Below are 14,717 nucleotides of genomic sequence, written 5' to 3'. Positions count from 1 at the left end.
GTGACGATCACACTCGCACCGATCGAACTCCACGGCAGGCCGGAAGCGGCCGAATTGGTCAGCCCGAGGGCGTGTCGCCCTCCCGCCGACCCTCCCGCAGGCCCTCCCCCGGCTCCGCGCCCGACCCGCCGAACCCGGACACGCTCAGTGATCCCAGCAGCTCCCGGGCCGGTTCCAGCCCCGGTTCGGCCTCCAGCGCGCGGTGCAGCAGGCCGAGCGCGAGCGCCCCCTCCCCCGCCCCCAGCGCCGTCAGGGCCCGGTTGTAGTCGATCCGACCGGCGTAACGCAGCCGGAACAGCACGCCCAGGTCCTCCCGGCAGGACGGGCAGCCCAGCGACCGCCGGTCCGCCGGGACCTTGCACAGCGGGCAGCGGACCTCCGGCTCCTCGGGCGCTCCGGGCACGGCAGGTACGTCGGGAGTGGTCATCGCGGACCGGCCTCCTCCGGGCGCACCGGGCCGAGCGACTCGGCGGCCGGCTCGCTGCCCAGTTCCCGCTGCGCCTGGGCGTACAGCGCCAGCAGGTTCGACATGTGGGTGTTGACCGCCTCCATGTTGGGCGCCTCCACCGCCTCGTCCAGGCCGCGCAGCTCCGCCATGATCCGCTGCCCGAGGGCCGGCGACACCATGTTCTGGTTGACGTAGATGTTGCACATGGTGAGCATCCGGAAGGTGTGGCCGAGCGAGTCGCACAGCTCGTCCGCCTTCTGGGCCGCGCGCATCGCGCCCTCCCAGTCGGCCGCCTCCCGGCGCAGGCGCAGCTCGGCGGCCACCGAGCGCAGCCGGTCCAGGTCGCTCGGGTCCAGGTGCTTCTCGCAGTAGTGGATGAACAGGCTCAGGTAGGCCTCCGAGCCGCGCACCCAGCGCTGCGCCTTGAGCTGGCGCTGCGCCCGCTCCAGCGCCTCGTCCACCGACCGGCCGCGGGTCTGCCCGGCCGCCAGGTCGTCCAGGGCGTCCATCAGCCGCTGCGCCTCGCGCATCTCGGCCTCGGTGAGCTCGCCGCCCCAGCGGTCGGTGAAGGACTCGATCTGCCGCTGCTGCTCCTCGACCTGCACCTTCAACTCGGGGTCGAGGGTGACCCGCTCCAGCTTGACGGTCTTCTCGGCGCCGCCCTGGATCCGCACCGACAGGGTGATGGTGCGGTCGCGGTCCAGGCCGAAGGAGACCTCCACCGGGGTGCGGCCGCCGAGGCCCTCGGGCAGGCGCAGGGTGAGGTGGCCGATCAGCTCGTTCTGCTGGGCGATCTCGTGCTCGCCCTCGTAGACGGCGATCTCCAGCCGTTGGCGGCCGCTGCCGGAGACCACGAACTCCCGGCCGACCGGCGAACTGGTCGGGTAGCTGGTGTTCTTGGGGATCATGACGGCCAGCCGGCCGTCGTTGAGCTCGATGCCGAGGTTCTTCGGGGTGATGTCGAAGGGGTTGGTGACCTGCATCAACTCGCCGCAGCCCGCGCAGACTTCGCTGCCCGGTGGGTTGACGGTGGCGCAGGAGGAGCAGCGCAGGCCGACGTCCTCGGCGGCGGTGGAGGCCACCTTGGTGTGGCCGGGGGCGGCCGAGTTGAGCGGCTCAGCGCACAGTTCGCAGGCGGTGACGCCGGGGGCGGCCGGGGTGCCGCACTGCGGGCAGTTGTCGGCGCGCAGCGCGGTGGTGGCCTGGGACTGCTGCGGGATCCTCGCGCCGGAGCCGGCCGAGCCGGACCCGGCCGAGCCGTCGGCGGACGAACCGTCCATCTCCTGGGCGCACTTGGGGCAGGCCGACGCCCCGGCCTCGACCGGGACGTGGCAGGTCGGGCAGGAGACCCGGTCGCCGCCGAGCAGGGAGGTCGCGCAGTTGGCGCAGTTGGAGGCCGAGAGGTCCCCGGGGGCCCGGCACTCCGGGCACTCCACCTCGCCGACCAGGGCGGACTGCACGGCCGCGCCGAGCGCCACGCACTGCATCGGGTTGACGCCGCGCTTGATCCGGCGGGTGCCGAACACCTCGCCGAGGCGCCGCTCGACCAGCGGGATCGCGGTCGAACCGCCGACCAGCACCACCTCGTCGACGTCCCCGACGGTCAGGTTGGCCTGCATGATCGCCTTGTGGGTCAGCTCGATGGTCCGCTCGATCTGGGCCTCGATCAGCTCCTCGAAGCGGGCCCGCTCGAACTCCGTCTCCAGCACCAGCTGTCCGGCGCCCAGGCCGGGCAGGATCACCTCGGAGGACTGCTGGTTGGACAGCTCGATCTTGACCGTCTCGGCCGTCGAGGCGATCTTCGGGCGGTCCCGCAGGTCCGGCTGGTAGTCGGAGCCGTACTCCTCGCGGATGTCCTCCAGCAGCGCGGTGGTGATCGCCCGGTCGAAGTCGTCGCCGCCCAGCAGGTTGTCGCCCTCGATGCCGAGCACCGAGACCGAACCGGGCACCAGCAGCAGGATGGAGATGTCGAAGGTGCCGCCGCCGAGGTCGTACACCAGGACGGTGCGGCCCTCGTCCCCGGCGTCGCTCGCCAGCCCGTACGCGAGCGCGGCGGCGGTCGGCTCGTTGATGATCCGCAGCACGTGCAGGCCGGCCATCCGGCCCGCCTCCTGGGTGGCGGCCACCTGCCGCTCGCCGAAGTACGCGGGGACGGTGATCACCGCCCGGTGGAAGGGCTCCCCGAGGCGCTGCTCGGCGTCCTGCTTGAGCCGGTGCAGGATGATCGCGGAGATCTCGATCGGGGTGTAGGAGCGGCCGTTGAACCAGACGTTGACGTCGCCGTCGGTGCCCGCGGTGACCTTGTAGTCGACCTCCTTGAGCGCCGCCTGGACCTGCGGGTCCTTGAACTTGCGGCCCATGAAGCGCTTGACCGAGCGGATCACGTTCGCGCCGTCGATGGCGATCCGGCTGCGCGCGGTCGAACCGACCAGCAGCTCGCCCTTGCGGCCGCTGCCGACCACGGAGGGCGTGGCCTCCTGGTTCTGCCGGTTGAAGATGATCTCCGGCGCGCCCCGGCGCAGGTGGGCCACCACGGAGTTGGTGGTGCCCAGGTCGATGCCGAGTGTGCGGTACATGTCGTTCCCCTCTTGCCCCTCGTGGTCCTGGCTACTTCTTGCGTTTGGCGCGCTTGGCCGGCCGGCCCGGCGCCTTGGCGTGCCGACGGACCCGGGGCGGCACCGGCCTGGCGGCGGGGTCGGGCGCGGCGGCCGTCGGCTGCTCGGGCTCCTTCGGCTCCTCGGACTGCTCCGGTTCCTCAAGCCCGATCCGCGCGCTGCGCGGGTCCTCGACCGGCACCGGCACCGGCTCCGGCACCGACTCCGGTGCCGACTCCGCCGCCGACTCCGCTGCGGCGACCACCACTTGGGCCCGGCGCAGCACCTCCTGCTCCCAGAAGAAGCCGGTCACCACCGTCTGCAGCACCGTCTCCGGCGCCACCCCCGGCCGCACCTCGGTGCCCACGATCTCGGTCAGCGCCGGGTCGGCCGCCAACCCCTCCAGCCGCATCGGCCGGACCCCGGCCTTGGCCAGCCGGCCGAGCAGCCGCCGACGGGTCGCCTCCAGCCCGGCGCCGCGGCCGAGCGCCACCAGCTCGCGGTCCAGCCCGAGGGCGGTCAGCGCGTCGTCCACCTCGATCAGGACGCCCAGCAGTTCCCGCTGCTCGGCCCGGGCCTGCTGCTTCTGCTCGGTCAGCTTGTTGCCCAACAGGGAGGACCGGAAGAGCAGTTGGGTGAACTTGGCCTCCAGGTCGACGGCCTCCGCACCCGGCGGGACCTCCAGCGGCCGGTGGCCGTCGAGCAGGGCTGCGGTCGGTACACCGGCCGGTGCGGTCGGTGCGGTCGGCCCGGCGGGTGCGGTCGGTGCGTCGGTCATTGCGGGACCTCGATCTGGGGCAGCACGGACAGGTCGGCCGCGTAGCGGGCGGGGACGGGCGGTTCGGGGTCGGCGCCGCCGGGGGCGGGCTCGGCGAAGTCGGCGGCGGCCTCGGCCCGGTGCAGGGCGAGCAGGGCCGGGGCCGGCGGGAGGCCGGGGCGCTCGATCACCAGCAGCGGTTCGGCCAGCGCGGGGGCGAGCAACTCGGCGGCCTGGTCGACCGGTTCGGGCGGCAGCGGCTGTTGGAGGTCCACCTCCAGGCGCCGGTCCGGGTTGCGCAGCAGGGCCGCGGCGTCCTGGATCTGCTGGCGGCTGTACCGGCCCGCCTTGAGCGCCTTCCCGACCGAGAGGTTGATCTCGCGTACCCCGGCCGTGAGCGGGATGCCCAGGACCTCGTACGGCGACGGTTCGTGCAGTGGCATGGCGGGCGGTCTCTCTCCTCACGGTCCGGACGGGGCAGGGGGGTTGGGGGTAGCGGGCTGGGCGGTGCGGTCGGTGCGGACGCGGTGCACGGGTTACGACGGCGCCGGCCGTCCGGCGGTTGCGGGGCCGGTCAGTAGCGGCGGCCGAGCTTGTTGATCCGGTCCGCCAGGGCACGCAGTTCGCGGTCGTGGGGATTGTGCTGGAGGGCGAGTTCCATCGCCCCCTGGGCCTCCAGGTGGTTGCCGGCGTTGGCCCGGGCGACGGCGAACGAGCTGAGGACGATGCCGAGTTCGGTCTTGAGCTTGGCGGTGTCCTCCGGCGCGACGGCGAGTTCGAGCGCCTCGCGCAGCAGGCCGATCGCCTCGGCGTAGAGGCGCTCCTCGTAGAACGAGATCGCCCGGCTGCGCCAGACGCTGACCATCAGGCCGCGGATCTCGGCCGAGTCGTCGTAGGACCTGGCCTTGTGGAGCATCGCGGCCTGGGCCTGGAAGGTGCTGTTCTGCATGTGGTCGATGACGTGGTTGGCGAGCAGCACCGAGACCCGGCGGCCCGCCTCGCTCGCGGCGTCGCCCTCCCAGTCCGGGTCCCAGACCAGCGCCTCCAGCATCCGGGCGAGGGCGCGGGCGCTGTCGTCGACGAAGGCGGCGGAGCGGGCCAGTTGGCGCAGCACGAAGGCGAGGCCCCGGCGGTTCTCGGGGTCGTCGTCGAGTTCGATCAGCCGCTTCCACGTCCCGACGGCTTCCTGGAGTTCCGCGTCGGAGGCGTCCACCCGGCTGAGCTGACCGGCCCGGTTGCCGAGGGCGGCGCGCAGGAAGTGCCGGGCGGTCGGGTCGCCGGGGGCGAGCTCGGCGCTCTTGGCCAGCAGTTCGAGGGCGCGCAGGTAGTCCTTCTCCTCGTTGTTGATCTTGCGGGCCCACTGGGCGTAGGTCGCGCCGAGGTCGCCGCGCACCTCCGGGTCGTCCGGGGCCAGCGCGAAGGCCTTCTCCAGCAGTCCGGCCGCGCCCTCCTGGTCGTCCACGCTGCTCTTCAACAGGGCGCGGGCGGCCCGGACCCCGGACTCGGCGGCCACCTTGGCCACCTCGACGGGCAGCACCAGGCCGGGGACGCTCCGGGCCCGGGTGAGGCAGTCCAGCGCCTCCCGCCAGTCCTGGTTGCGGTGGTGCTCCCGGGCCTGGCTGACCAGGGCCGCGCCGAGCAGCGACTGCCAGGCGGCGCCGCGCTCGCCCTCGGCGACCGCGTCCAGCGCGGCGACGGCGGCCGCCTGCCGGCCCTGGAGGTGCAGGTACTGCTGCGGGCCGAGCGCGCCGAACAGGCCGAGGGCTCGGCCGAGCGCGGGCCCCGAGGCGGCCCCGGGGCCGCGCCGCCAGGCGCCGACGGCCTGCTGGTAGGCCTCGCCCCAGCCGGCCAGTTCGGCGCGCAGCAGCCGGTCCAGGCCCGGGCCGAGGACCAGCCGGCGGGTGGGGCGCCCGGGCAGGGCTATCCGGACGTCCTCCTGGGCGAAGGCGTCCGCGGCGTGGGACTCCATGCCCAGGCGCAGCGTCCACGCGGTGGTCTCGTCGCCGCTGCGGCCGGCGGCCCGGTCGAGGGCGCGCAGGTCCTCGCGGAGGCGGTCGGTGAGCGCGGTGCGGGCGGCGGCGGTGCGCTGGGGGTCGGCCTCGCGGCCGGTGGTCCGGGCGGTCTCGGTCCAGAGCTCCTCGCGGTGCAGGGCGGCGACCAGGCAGCCGATCGTCCAGGCCCAGGCCTGCTCGTCGGCGGCCTCGGCCACGGTCCCGTCGGCCGCTCCCGTCGCCGTCGCCCCGGTGGCGGCCGCGAAGCGGTAGCCGGCCAGCCCGAGGGCGTGCAGCAGCCGGGGGTGGGCGGGGTCGTCGAGCAGCAGCGCGCGGTAGGCCCGGTAGGCCTCGCGGTGGCGGCCCTCGACGGCGTGCCGGTGGGCCTCGTGCTCGCCGAGCAGCACCAGCGCGGCGGCCGCCTGCGGGTGGCCGGGCGCGAGGGCGAGGGCCCGGCGCAGGTCGCCGGCCGCCCGGCCGTGCTGCTCGGCCGCGAGGGCGGCGCCGGCCCGGCGGACCAGGACGGCCGCCCGGGCCGGGCCGGCCTCCTCGGGCAGATCGGCCAGGGCCTCGTCGAGGCGGCCGAGTTCGGCGCGCAGCAGGGCGAGGTCGAGCCGTACCGGTGCGGCGGCGGCGCCGTCGCCGAGCGCCTCGGCCCAGCCGGCCAGGACGGGTTCGGCCTGTTCGGGGGTACCGGCCCGGCGGGCGCAGTCCAGGAGGGCGCGCAGGGCGGGGCCGGTGCAGTGGGTGCAGCGGGGCGAGGCGGATCCGGCCGGGGCGTGCAGGTGCTCGGCGCAGGCCTCCCGCCCGCAGCCTCCGCAGGCGCCGGTGGCGGGGCGGGCGCAGGCCGCGCAGTCGCCGACCGGGTCTGCGGCGGAAGCGGCCTCGAAGGAACCGGCCTCGGGGGAACCGGCGGCGCACCCGGCCGCGGGGGCGGTGAGGAAGTGCCGGTACCAGTCCAGTGCGGCGGCCCAGTTGCCGGCCCGTTCGGCGAGCAGGGCGCGCAGCCGGGCGAGCGCCGGGTCGCCGGCCGGGTCGGGGTCGAGCGGACCGAGCAGGGCGATGGTCTGCACCGGACGGCCCGCCAGCAGGGCGGCGGCGGCCAGGTGGTAGCGGTCGCGGGGCGCGGCGGCGGGGTCGAGCAGCGCGGTGACCCGCTCGGTCGCGCCCTCGGCGAGGGCGAGCGCGGCGCGCAGCCGGGACTGCCGGTGGGTGAGCGCGCCGGGCAGGGCGTCGGCCAGGGCGAGCGCGGCGGCGGCGGCCTCGCGCGCCTCGGCGCGGTCGCGGCCGGTGACCAGCAGGTGGGCGGCCTCGCGCAGGGCGGCCTCGCGCAGCGCGGACCGGTAGCCGGGGGCGCCGGGGTGTTCGGCGGCGGCCCGCTGCCACAGGGCGCGGGCGGCGGCCGGGTCGGCGGCCAGCCGGGTGCGGGCGAGCCGGTCGCGGGCCAGGGCCTGGCGGACGTGCAGTTCGGGGTCGTCCAGGGGTTCCCAGCGGGCGAGGGCGCCGGCCGGGTCGCCGGTGCGGGCGAGGGCGAGGCCGTGGTGGTAGGCGGCGATCCGGCTCCAGCGGGAGTCGGGTTCGGTGTCGGCCTCGGCGTGCAGCAGCGGCTCGGCCTCGGCGGCCCGGTCGGCGGCGGTCAGGGCGGCGCCGAGCCGGACCCTGGCGGGGCGCCAGTCGGGGACCTGGCCGAGGCCGGTGCGGTAGTCGGCGGCGGCCTCGGCGTGCCGCTGGGCCCGTTCGTGGACCAGGGCGAGGCCGAACCGGGCCGGGGCGAAGGAGGGTTGGACGGTGAGTGCGGCGGTGAACTGCTCCCGGGCCTGGTCGTCGGCGCCGAGCAGCAGGGCGAGCCGGCCGAGGGCGTAGCGCGGGCGCGGGTCGCCGGGGGTCTCGGTGGCGGCGGCCGCGAGGTCGGCCCAGGCGGCGTCGGTGGCGCCGAGGCGCTGCCGGGCGAGGCCGCGGAAGAGCAGGCTGTCGGTGCGCAGGGCCGGGCCGCGGCCCCAGGGGCCGGGGTCGCCGGGGCCGCGGCGCAGGGCTTCGTCGAAGGCGGCGGCGGCGGGTTCGTCCCGGTGCGCGGTGAACAGCTGGGCGCCCCAGCGGAACCAGAGTTCGGCGCCGCCGCCGGGGGCCGCGGCGGCGAGCAGCGGTTCGGCCTGCTCGGCGCGGCCGGTGGCGTTCAGCAGGGCGGCCCGGGCGAGGACCGGCCAGTCCTGGCCGGGCAGGGCGGCGAGGGCCCGGTCGGTGGCGTGGTCGCGCTGCTCGGGCGTGCCCTCGCGGCAGAGGTGCTGGAGCCACCGTACGGTGCGGGCGACGGCGACGGCGTCCTCGCCCGAATCGGTGCCGGTGGCGCTGCCGGTTTCGGTGGCGGTGCCGGTGCCGGTGGCGCTGCCGGTGCCGGTGGTGGCGGCGGCCCGGAGGTAGGCGAGGACCGGGCCGAGGTCGCCGTCCGGGGCCTGGGTCCGTTCCTCGGCGAGCCGGCGCAGGCTCCAGCGGGGCAGTTGCCGGGCCGGGTCGGTGAGCAGCGGGAAGGCCTCGCGGTGCAGGGCGAGGGTGGCCTGCTGGTCGCCGGTGGGGATGGTGGCCTCGGCCTGGCCGAGCAGGGCGAGGCCGCGCTGGGTGCGCAGTTCAGCGGGCCCGGTGGCGAGTTGGCGGGCCAGCCGGGCGTAGCGGCGGCGGGCCTGCGGGGCCTTTCCGGCGGCGAGCTGTCCGGCGGCCGCGGCCAGGGCCTTGGCGACTCCGGCCGGGTCCAGGGTGGTTCGCCTACGGGCGAGCAGGACGGCGGCCGCCCCGGCCAGTGCCACCACGATCAGCAGCACCGCAAGCTGCAGCATGCACCGTCCCCCTGTGCCTCGATGTCGTCCCGCTCCATGATCAACATTCCCCGTACGACCATGAGTTGACGTTGTTTCGTGATGTTGCTCGGGCGCCCATCAGAATAGGCCCTCCTCCGGTCGGACGAACAGAAATGCGCACTATCCTGGGCAGCGCGCAGGCCGTACGGCAGTCGCGCGTCCGCAGTGGTGAGGAAGCGTCGGGGGTCGCGTGTCAGAATCTCGTTGGGTGCCCGGGCTCCGCTTCGGGCCCGAGTTCGACCCCGAACAGTACGAGCTGCTGGAGTTCCACCACCGGGGCGGCGAGGCCGAGGTGTGGCGGGCGGTGCGCACCGGGCACAACGGGATCAGGGAACTCGTCGCCGCGAAGATCATGCTGGAGCGCGACCCGTCCGAGGTGCGGCGCTGGCTCGGCCGCTGGGACGACGTCTCGCACAACGCCCACCGGCTCGGCGTCACCGACCTGGTGGTGCCCAGCTTCCTGCTCGGCCCCTCCCCGCACCGGCCCGGCGCGGCGCCCTCCGGCGGGCTGCTCGGCTACCAGATCTCGCCCTGGGTCGACGGCGTGCCGCTGCACACCTGGGCCCGGGCCCAGCGCGGCGGTCCGGCCGCGATGGCCGAGGTGCTGGCCCGGCTGTGCCGGATCGTCGACGAGCTGCACCGCAAACGCTGGGTCCACCGCGACATCTCCCCCGCCAACGTGCTGGTGGACGGCCAGGGCCTGGTCAAACTGATCGACCTGACCTTCCTCGCCCCGCTCGACCACACCCTGACCGTCGCCGTGTTCACCCCCGGGCACGTACCGCCGGAGGCCGAACAGGTCGGCGGCTTCCCCACCACCGCCAAGGACCTCTTCGCGGTCGGCACCCTCGCCCGCACCCTGCTGCTGCCCGACCACGGCCGGCTCGACCACCGGCTCGCCGCCGAACAGGCCCGCGCCGAGCTGCTGGCCGCCGGTTACGGCGAGGAACTGGCCCGCTGGGCCTGCGAACCGCTCGCCCGCGAGCCCGACCGGCGCCCCGCCCCGCTCGGCCCCTGGGCCGCCCGCGGCCGCGAACTGCTGCGCGCCCACCGCCCGGTGGCGCGCACCGCGGGCCTGGCCGTACTGCCGGACCGGGCCGGCCGGCCGCTGGTGGTCACGGCCGGCGCCGACGGCACCGCGCTGGCCGGCCCCGGACGCACCGGCCACCGGCCGCCCGCCGGCCAGGGGCCCGGTGCGGTAAGGGAGTTGGCGGCGGGCTGGGCCGGGCGCCAGGGCGAGCTGGTGGTCTGCGCCGAGGACCGCTCCGGCACCCTGTGGGTCGGCACCGCGGCCGGCTGGTGGGAGGCCGCCCGCGGGGTCAGCGGCCTGGCCGGGGCGGTCGGCGCGGCCGGGGAGCTGACCGTGTGGACCGCCGCCGCCGGCGCCCTGCGCTCCTACCGCTGGGCCCCCGGCCTCACCCTCACCGGCCAGGAGCACCCCGGCTGCCCCGCCGACCGGGTGCTCGCCGCCGAGGAGGAACGGCCCGGCGCCTGGCTGGTCCTGGTCGAGCACCGCGAGCGCGTGCTCAGCTGGCGCCCGGGCTCCGGCTCACCACCCGTCCCGCTCGGCCCGCCCGGCACCCTGCGCGCCGGCGCGCTGGCCCGCGCCTCCGCCGGACCGCAGGCCGCCATCCTGCGCACGGACGGCTCCGCCCAGTTGCACACCCTCGGCTCGGCGACCGCCACCGCCACCGAGATCGGCGACGGGGAACCCTCCCTCGGCATCGCCATGGTCGGCCACCGCGGCGGCCCCACCGTCGCCCTGGCCGGCGCGGGCGGCGTCCGGCTGCGCCTGCCGCCCGGCGGAGCCTCCCGGCGCCCCCGCTGGTGGCGGCCGACCCTGCGCCCCGCCACCCGGGTCGCCCTCGCCATGGGGGACGACTGGCGCCTGTGCCTGGCGGCCGTGGTGGAGGGCGAGTTGCAGGTCTGGCAGGAGGACGCGGCCTACCGCTGGCAGGCGGTGGACCTGCCCGAGGGGCCGTAGGCGCCACAGGTACGCGGCCGGTCGGCGAGGTGCGTGCCCAACCGCCCGGCCGCCCGGCGCTGCCCGGACGCTCACTCCCCCGGCAGCAGGTGCACCGGCCCCGCGGCGGCCAGGTAGGCCTCACCGCCCACCGGCCACGGACGGTCGGCGGAGACGATCAGCACCTCGGGCAACCCCGCTGCCCCGGGCCGTAGTTCGACCCGGTGGTCGTGGCCCCGGAAGTCGCTGCCGAGCACCTTCGCCGGGACGGCGCCCGCCACCGGCTCGGCGGTGAGCCGCAGTTGGCCCGGCCGGAGCAGCGCGAGCGCGCCGCCGGAGTCGACCGCGGGGTCGGCCAGCGGAAGGGCGCCCAGGGCGGTCAGCGCCTCGACTCCCCTGGCCTCGGCCGGGATCAGGTTCGCCTCGCCGAGGACGCCCGCGACGGCGGCGTCGGCCGGGCGGTGGTAGAGCTCCTCGGGGCTGCCCGCCTGGGCGATCCGGCCGTCGCGCAGGACGGCGACGGTGTCGGCGAAGGAGAGCGCCTCGTCCTGGTCGTGGGTGACCAGCACCGCCGTGGTGCCGGACTGCCGCAGGGCGGAGGCGACTTCGCGGCGCAGGTCGGCCCGCAGGGCCGCGTCCAGGGCGGCGAACGGTTCGTCGAGCAGCAGCAGGCGCGGGCGGGGCGCCAACGCCCGTGCCAGGGCGACGCGTTGCTGCTGGCCGCCGGAGAGCTGGTGCGGGCGGCGCTCCCCCAGGCCGGACAGGCCGACCAGGTCGAGCAGTTCGGCGACCCGGGCGCGGCGCTGCGAACGGGGCAGCCCGAAGCCGATGTTCGCGGCGACGCTGAGGTGCGGGAAGAGCGCGCCGTCCTGCGGGACGAGGCCGACGCCCCGCTGTTCGGCGGCGAGCCTGCGGCGGCCGTCGTCGAGCACGCGGCCGTGCAGCACGACCTGCCCGGCGGCGGCCGGGTGGAAGCCGGCCAGCACCCGCAGCAGGGTGGACTTGCCGCAGCCGGAGGGGCCGAGGACACAGGCGAGCGCGCCGTCCGGCACGGTCAGGTCGATGCCGTGCAGGACGGGGCTGCGTCCGTGGGCGGCGTGCAGGTCGACGACGGAGAGTCCGGTCATCGGGGGCTCCCGGATGTACGGCGGGTGAGCAGCAGGACGGAGGGGACGGACAGCGCCACCATCAGGGCCGCGTACGGCGCCGCCGCCCCGTAGGCGAGGCCGCTGGTGTAGACCCAGAACTGGGTGGCCAGGGTCTGGGTGCCGGTGGGGCGCAGCAGCAGGGTGGCGGTGAGTTCGGTGGACGCGGTGAGGCCGACCATGGCGACGGCGGCGCCGAGGCCGGGCAGCACCAGCGGCAGGGTGACCCGGCCGAGGACGGCGAGCGGCCGGGTGCCGAGCGAGCGGGCGGCCTCCTCGACGCCGGGCGGCACCTGGGCGAGGGCGGCGCGGACGGCGGTGAGGGCCAGCGGGAAGAACAGCAGGACGTACCCGAGGACCAGCATCGGCGGCTGCTGGTAGAGCGGCCGGGCCCAGCGGACGGCGAAGAAGACCACCGCGAGGGCGACCGCGATGCCGGGCAGCGCCCGGGTGAGGTAGGCGATCCGCTCGACGGTGCGGGCGGGCCGGGTGCCGCGCCGCCAGCCGTACAGGGCGACGGGGAGGGCGGCGGCCGTGGCGACGACGGCCGCGCCGAGCGCGTAGCCGAGGGTGGCCAGGGTGGCGCCGAGCACGGAGGCGGAGGGCAGGGTGGTGGAGCTGCCCTTGACCAGCCAGTACGCCAGCGCGTACAGCGGCACCCCGAGCGAGACGCCGACCAGTGCGGCCAGCGCGCCGAGGGCGGGGGCGGTCCAGCCGCCGAGCCGTACGGGCACGGCGGGGCGGGCCAGGGCGCCGTGCCGGGTGGTGCGCGCCCGGCGGCCGGCCCAGGCCTCCAGGGTGACCAGCAGCAGGGCGAGGCCGACCAGCACCAGGGTGAGCAGGGAGGCGGAGGCCGCGTCGAAGCCGAGCTTGTACTGGGTGAACACGGCGGTGGCGAAGGTGGTGTAGCGCAGCATCGCGAAGGCGCCGTACTCGCCGAGCAGGTAGAGCGAGACCAGCAGGACGCCGCCGGCCAGGGCGGGCCGGGTGAGCGGCAGGGTGACCCGCCACAGGGTGGCGAGCCGGCCGCGGCCGAGCGAGCGGGACACCTCCTCGGCGGCGGCGTCGCCGTGCCGCAGGGCGGCCGCGACCGGCAGGAACACCAGGGGGTAGAGCGAGCAGGTCATCACCAGGACGGCGCCCCAGTAGCCGTGGACGGAGCGGAACAGCGAGACCCAGGAGTAGCCGCGGACGAACTCCGGTACGGCGAGCGGCAGGGCGAGCGCGACGGTCCAGGCCCGGCGGCCGGGCAGGGTGGTGCGCTCGACCAGGTAGGCGGCGCCGAAGCCGAGGACGGCGGTGGCGAGGGTGACGGCGGTGGCCAGGCCGAGGGTGTGCCAGAGCAGGGTGGCGATCAGCGGGCGGCCGAGCAGCCGCCGGGCCTGCTGCCAACCGGCCTGGGCGGCCTGGGCGGTGACGAAGCCGAGCGGCGAGGCGACCACCGCGACGACGGCGACGGCGACGGGGGCGAGCAGGCCGCCGGCCCGCCACCGCCACCCGGGCAGGGGGGTCGTCACTGGAGCAGTCCGGCGTCCTGGAGCAGGACCAGGGCCTGCTTGCCGTCGCCGAGCGCGGCCGGGTCGGCGACGGTGCCGAGGCCGGCCAGGGCGGGCAGTTCGGGCTTGCCCTGGACACCGGTGACCAGCGGGTACTCGTAGCTGGCGGAGTCGGCGATGACGGTCTGGGCGGGCGCGGAGGCGAGGTAGCCGAGGAAGGCCTGGGCGGCGGCCTGGTGCTTGCCGTGCTTGAGGATCCCGGCGCCGGAGACGTCGATCAGCGAGCCCGGGTCGCCCTTGGGGAAGTAGTGCAGGGTCGCGTGGGTCCCGGCGGCGCCCTTCTCGTCGCGCATCCGGTAGAAGTAGTAGTGGTCGATGACGCCGCCCTCGACCTCGCCGCTGTTGATCGCGGCGGAGAGGGTCTCGTTGCTGTCGTAGACCTTGGCGTTGTCCTTGAGGCCCTTGAGCCACTGCTTGGTCGCGTCCTCGCCCTTGGCCTTGAGGACCTGGGTGACGACCGGGGCGAAGTCGGTCTCGCCGGGGGCGATGCCGAGGCGGCCCTTCCACTCGGGCTTGGCCAGGTCGAGCACGGAGGCGGGCGGCGCGGTGTCGGCGGCCTTGCCGGTGCCGGCCAGGAAGGCCGAGCTGCGGGCGGAGACGCCGACCCAGTCGCCGTTGCCGGAACTGTCGGCGGCCGGGACGGACTTGAGGGTGTCGGGGGCGACCTTGGCGAGCAGGCCCTTGTCGTCAAGAACGGTGAGCGCGGGCGGGTTCTCGGCGTAGAAGACGTCGGCCGGGGAGGCGTCGCCCTCCTGGAGGATCTGGTTGGCGAGCTCGGCCTCGTCGCCGGAACGCAGTTCGACCTTGATGCCGGTGCGCTTGGTGAAGTCCTCGGTGAGGGCCTTGACGGTCTGTTCGTGCTGACCGCTGTAGACGGTGACGGTCTGGCCGGCCGCGGCGGTGGCGCTGTCCGCGCCTCCCGTCCCGCCGGAGCTGCCGCAGGCGGTGAGGGCGAGGGCGCAGACGGCGACGAGGGACAGGCCGGCCAGGGGCCGCACGGTACCGGGCATGGTGAGGGTCCTCCGGAAGGGCAGGGGACGGCCGCCGGGGCCCTCGGAAAGCGAGGGTCGGCGGCCTGACGGCACGAGAACCTAAGGCAGGAAAGGCTTGCCTAACAAGTGTCGGAGCGTCACATCTCGGCCCGGTCGCGGCGGGGTAGGACTTCGGTGAGCGGACTCCCAAGTACGGGCAAAACAACCGCCAAGTACGGGTCACAGGTGGCAACTACGGACGAACCGGACCCCTGGCGCCCTGGACTCACCATCACGATGAGTAACGAACCCGGGAGCGCCCCGGACGGCCGAGGGCCCCGGAACCGGGCGACGGGTGCGGGGGCCTCGGGCCGGGGGGGGGCGCGCCTCGGCGGCGGGGCGGGCATGGGGCCGCCGCGGCCCGGGGGCTCAGCGGAAGCAGC

Annotated in this window: 9 protein-coding genes; 1 reads left to right on the top strand and 8 read right to left on the bottom strand. The window is 76.1% G+C overall.

All coding sequences use genetic code 11. The annotated features are described in order from the left end of the window. Window positions 1–58: 58 nt before the first annotated feature. The 5 genes from ACFXPX_RS23715 to ACFXPX_RS23695 all read right to left on the bottom strand — a co-directional run bounded on the left by ACFXPX_RS23715 (window position 59) and on the right by ACFXPX_RS23695 (window position 8,618). Window positions 59–427 carry a hypothetical protein gene (locus ACFXPX_RS23715; protein ID WP_380590180.1) on the bottom strand — a complete coding sequence of 123 codons (369 nt, stop codon included), beginning with the start codon at window positions 425–427 and terminating at the stop codon, window positions 59–61. Further along, window positions 424–3,024, bottom strand: a complete 2,601-nt coding sequence (locus ACFXPX_RS23710) for an Hsp70 family protein (protein WP_380643107.1) — start codon at window positions 3,022–3,024, stop codon at window positions 424–426. Before ACFXPX_RS23710 ends, ACFXPX_RS23715 begins: the two co-directional genes overlap by 4 nt. 31 nt (window positions 3,025–3,055) lie before the next feature. Next, window positions 3,056–3,820 carry a nucleotide exchange factor GrpE gene (gene grpE, locus ACFXPX_RS23705; RefSeq protein WP_380590186.1) on the bottom strand — a complete coding sequence of 255 codons (765 nt, stop codon included), beginning with the start codon at window positions 3,818–3,820 and terminating at the stop codon, window positions 3,056–3,058. After that, entirely contained in the window at window positions 3,817–4,242 is a 426-nt protein-coding gene (locus ACFXPX_RS23700; RefSeq protein WP_375883557.1) for a hypothetical protein, read from the bottom strand. Before ACFXPX_RS23700 ends, grpE begins: the two co-directional genes overlap by 4 nt. A 131-nt stretch (window positions 4,243–4,373) precedes the next feature. After that, window positions 4,374–8,618, bottom strand: coding sequence for a hypothetical protein (locus ACFXPX_RS23695; RefSeq protein WP_380643105.1), 4,245 nt, complete (start codon window positions 8,616–8,618; stop codon window positions 4,374–4,376). A gap of 229 nt (window positions 8,619–8,847) precedes the next feature. Between ACFXPX_RS23695 and ACFXPX_RS23690 the strand changes: the two genes are divergently transcribed. Next, window positions 8,848–10,623, top strand: a complete 1,776-nt coding sequence (locus ACFXPX_RS23690; RefSeq protein ID WP_380643103.1) for a hypothetical protein — start codon at window positions 8,848–8,850, stop codon at window positions 10,621–10,623. A 71-nt stretch (window positions 10,624–10,694) separates the two neighbouring features. Here ACFXPX_RS23690 and ACFXPX_RS23685 read toward each other — a convergent pair whose 3' ends face one another. Genes ACFXPX_RS23685 through ACFXPX_RS23675 form a run of 3 tightly spaced genes read right to left on the bottom strand, consistent with a single transcriptional unit; the run spans window position 10,695 to window position 14,313 of the window. Beyond that, entirely contained in the window at window positions 10,695–11,729 is a 1,035-nt protein-coding gene (locus tag ACFXPX_RS23685) for an ABC transporter ATP-binding protein (RefSeq protein ID WP_380527524.1), read from the bottom strand. Beyond that, window positions 11,726–13,264 carry an ABC transporter permease gene (locus ACFXPX_RS23680; protein WP_380643101.1) on the bottom strand — a complete coding sequence of 513 codons (1,539 nt, stop codon included), beginning with the start codon at window positions 13,262–13,264 and terminating at the stop codon, window positions 11,726–11,728. Before ACFXPX_RS23680 ends, ACFXPX_RS23685 begins: the two co-directional genes overlap by 4 nt. Further along, complete coding sequence (locus ACFXPX_RS23675) at window positions 13,261–14,313, bottom strand: iron ABC transporter substrate-binding protein (RefSeq protein ID WP_380643099.1); 1,053 nt, start codon at window positions 14,311–14,313, stop codon at window positions 13,261–13,263. Before ACFXPX_RS23675 ends, ACFXPX_RS23680 begins: the two co-directional genes overlap by 4 nt. Between the last annotated feature and the right edge of the window lie 404 nt (window positions 14,314–14,717).

The sequence above is a fragment of the Kitasatospora sp. NPDC059146 genome, assembly GCF_042786665.1.
GTDB lineage: Bacteria > Actinomycetota > Actinomycetes > Streptomycetales > Streptomycetaceae > Kitasatospora.
Note: the sequence above shows the minus strand (reverse complement) of the source record. Positions and strands in the feature narration are given on the sequence as shown.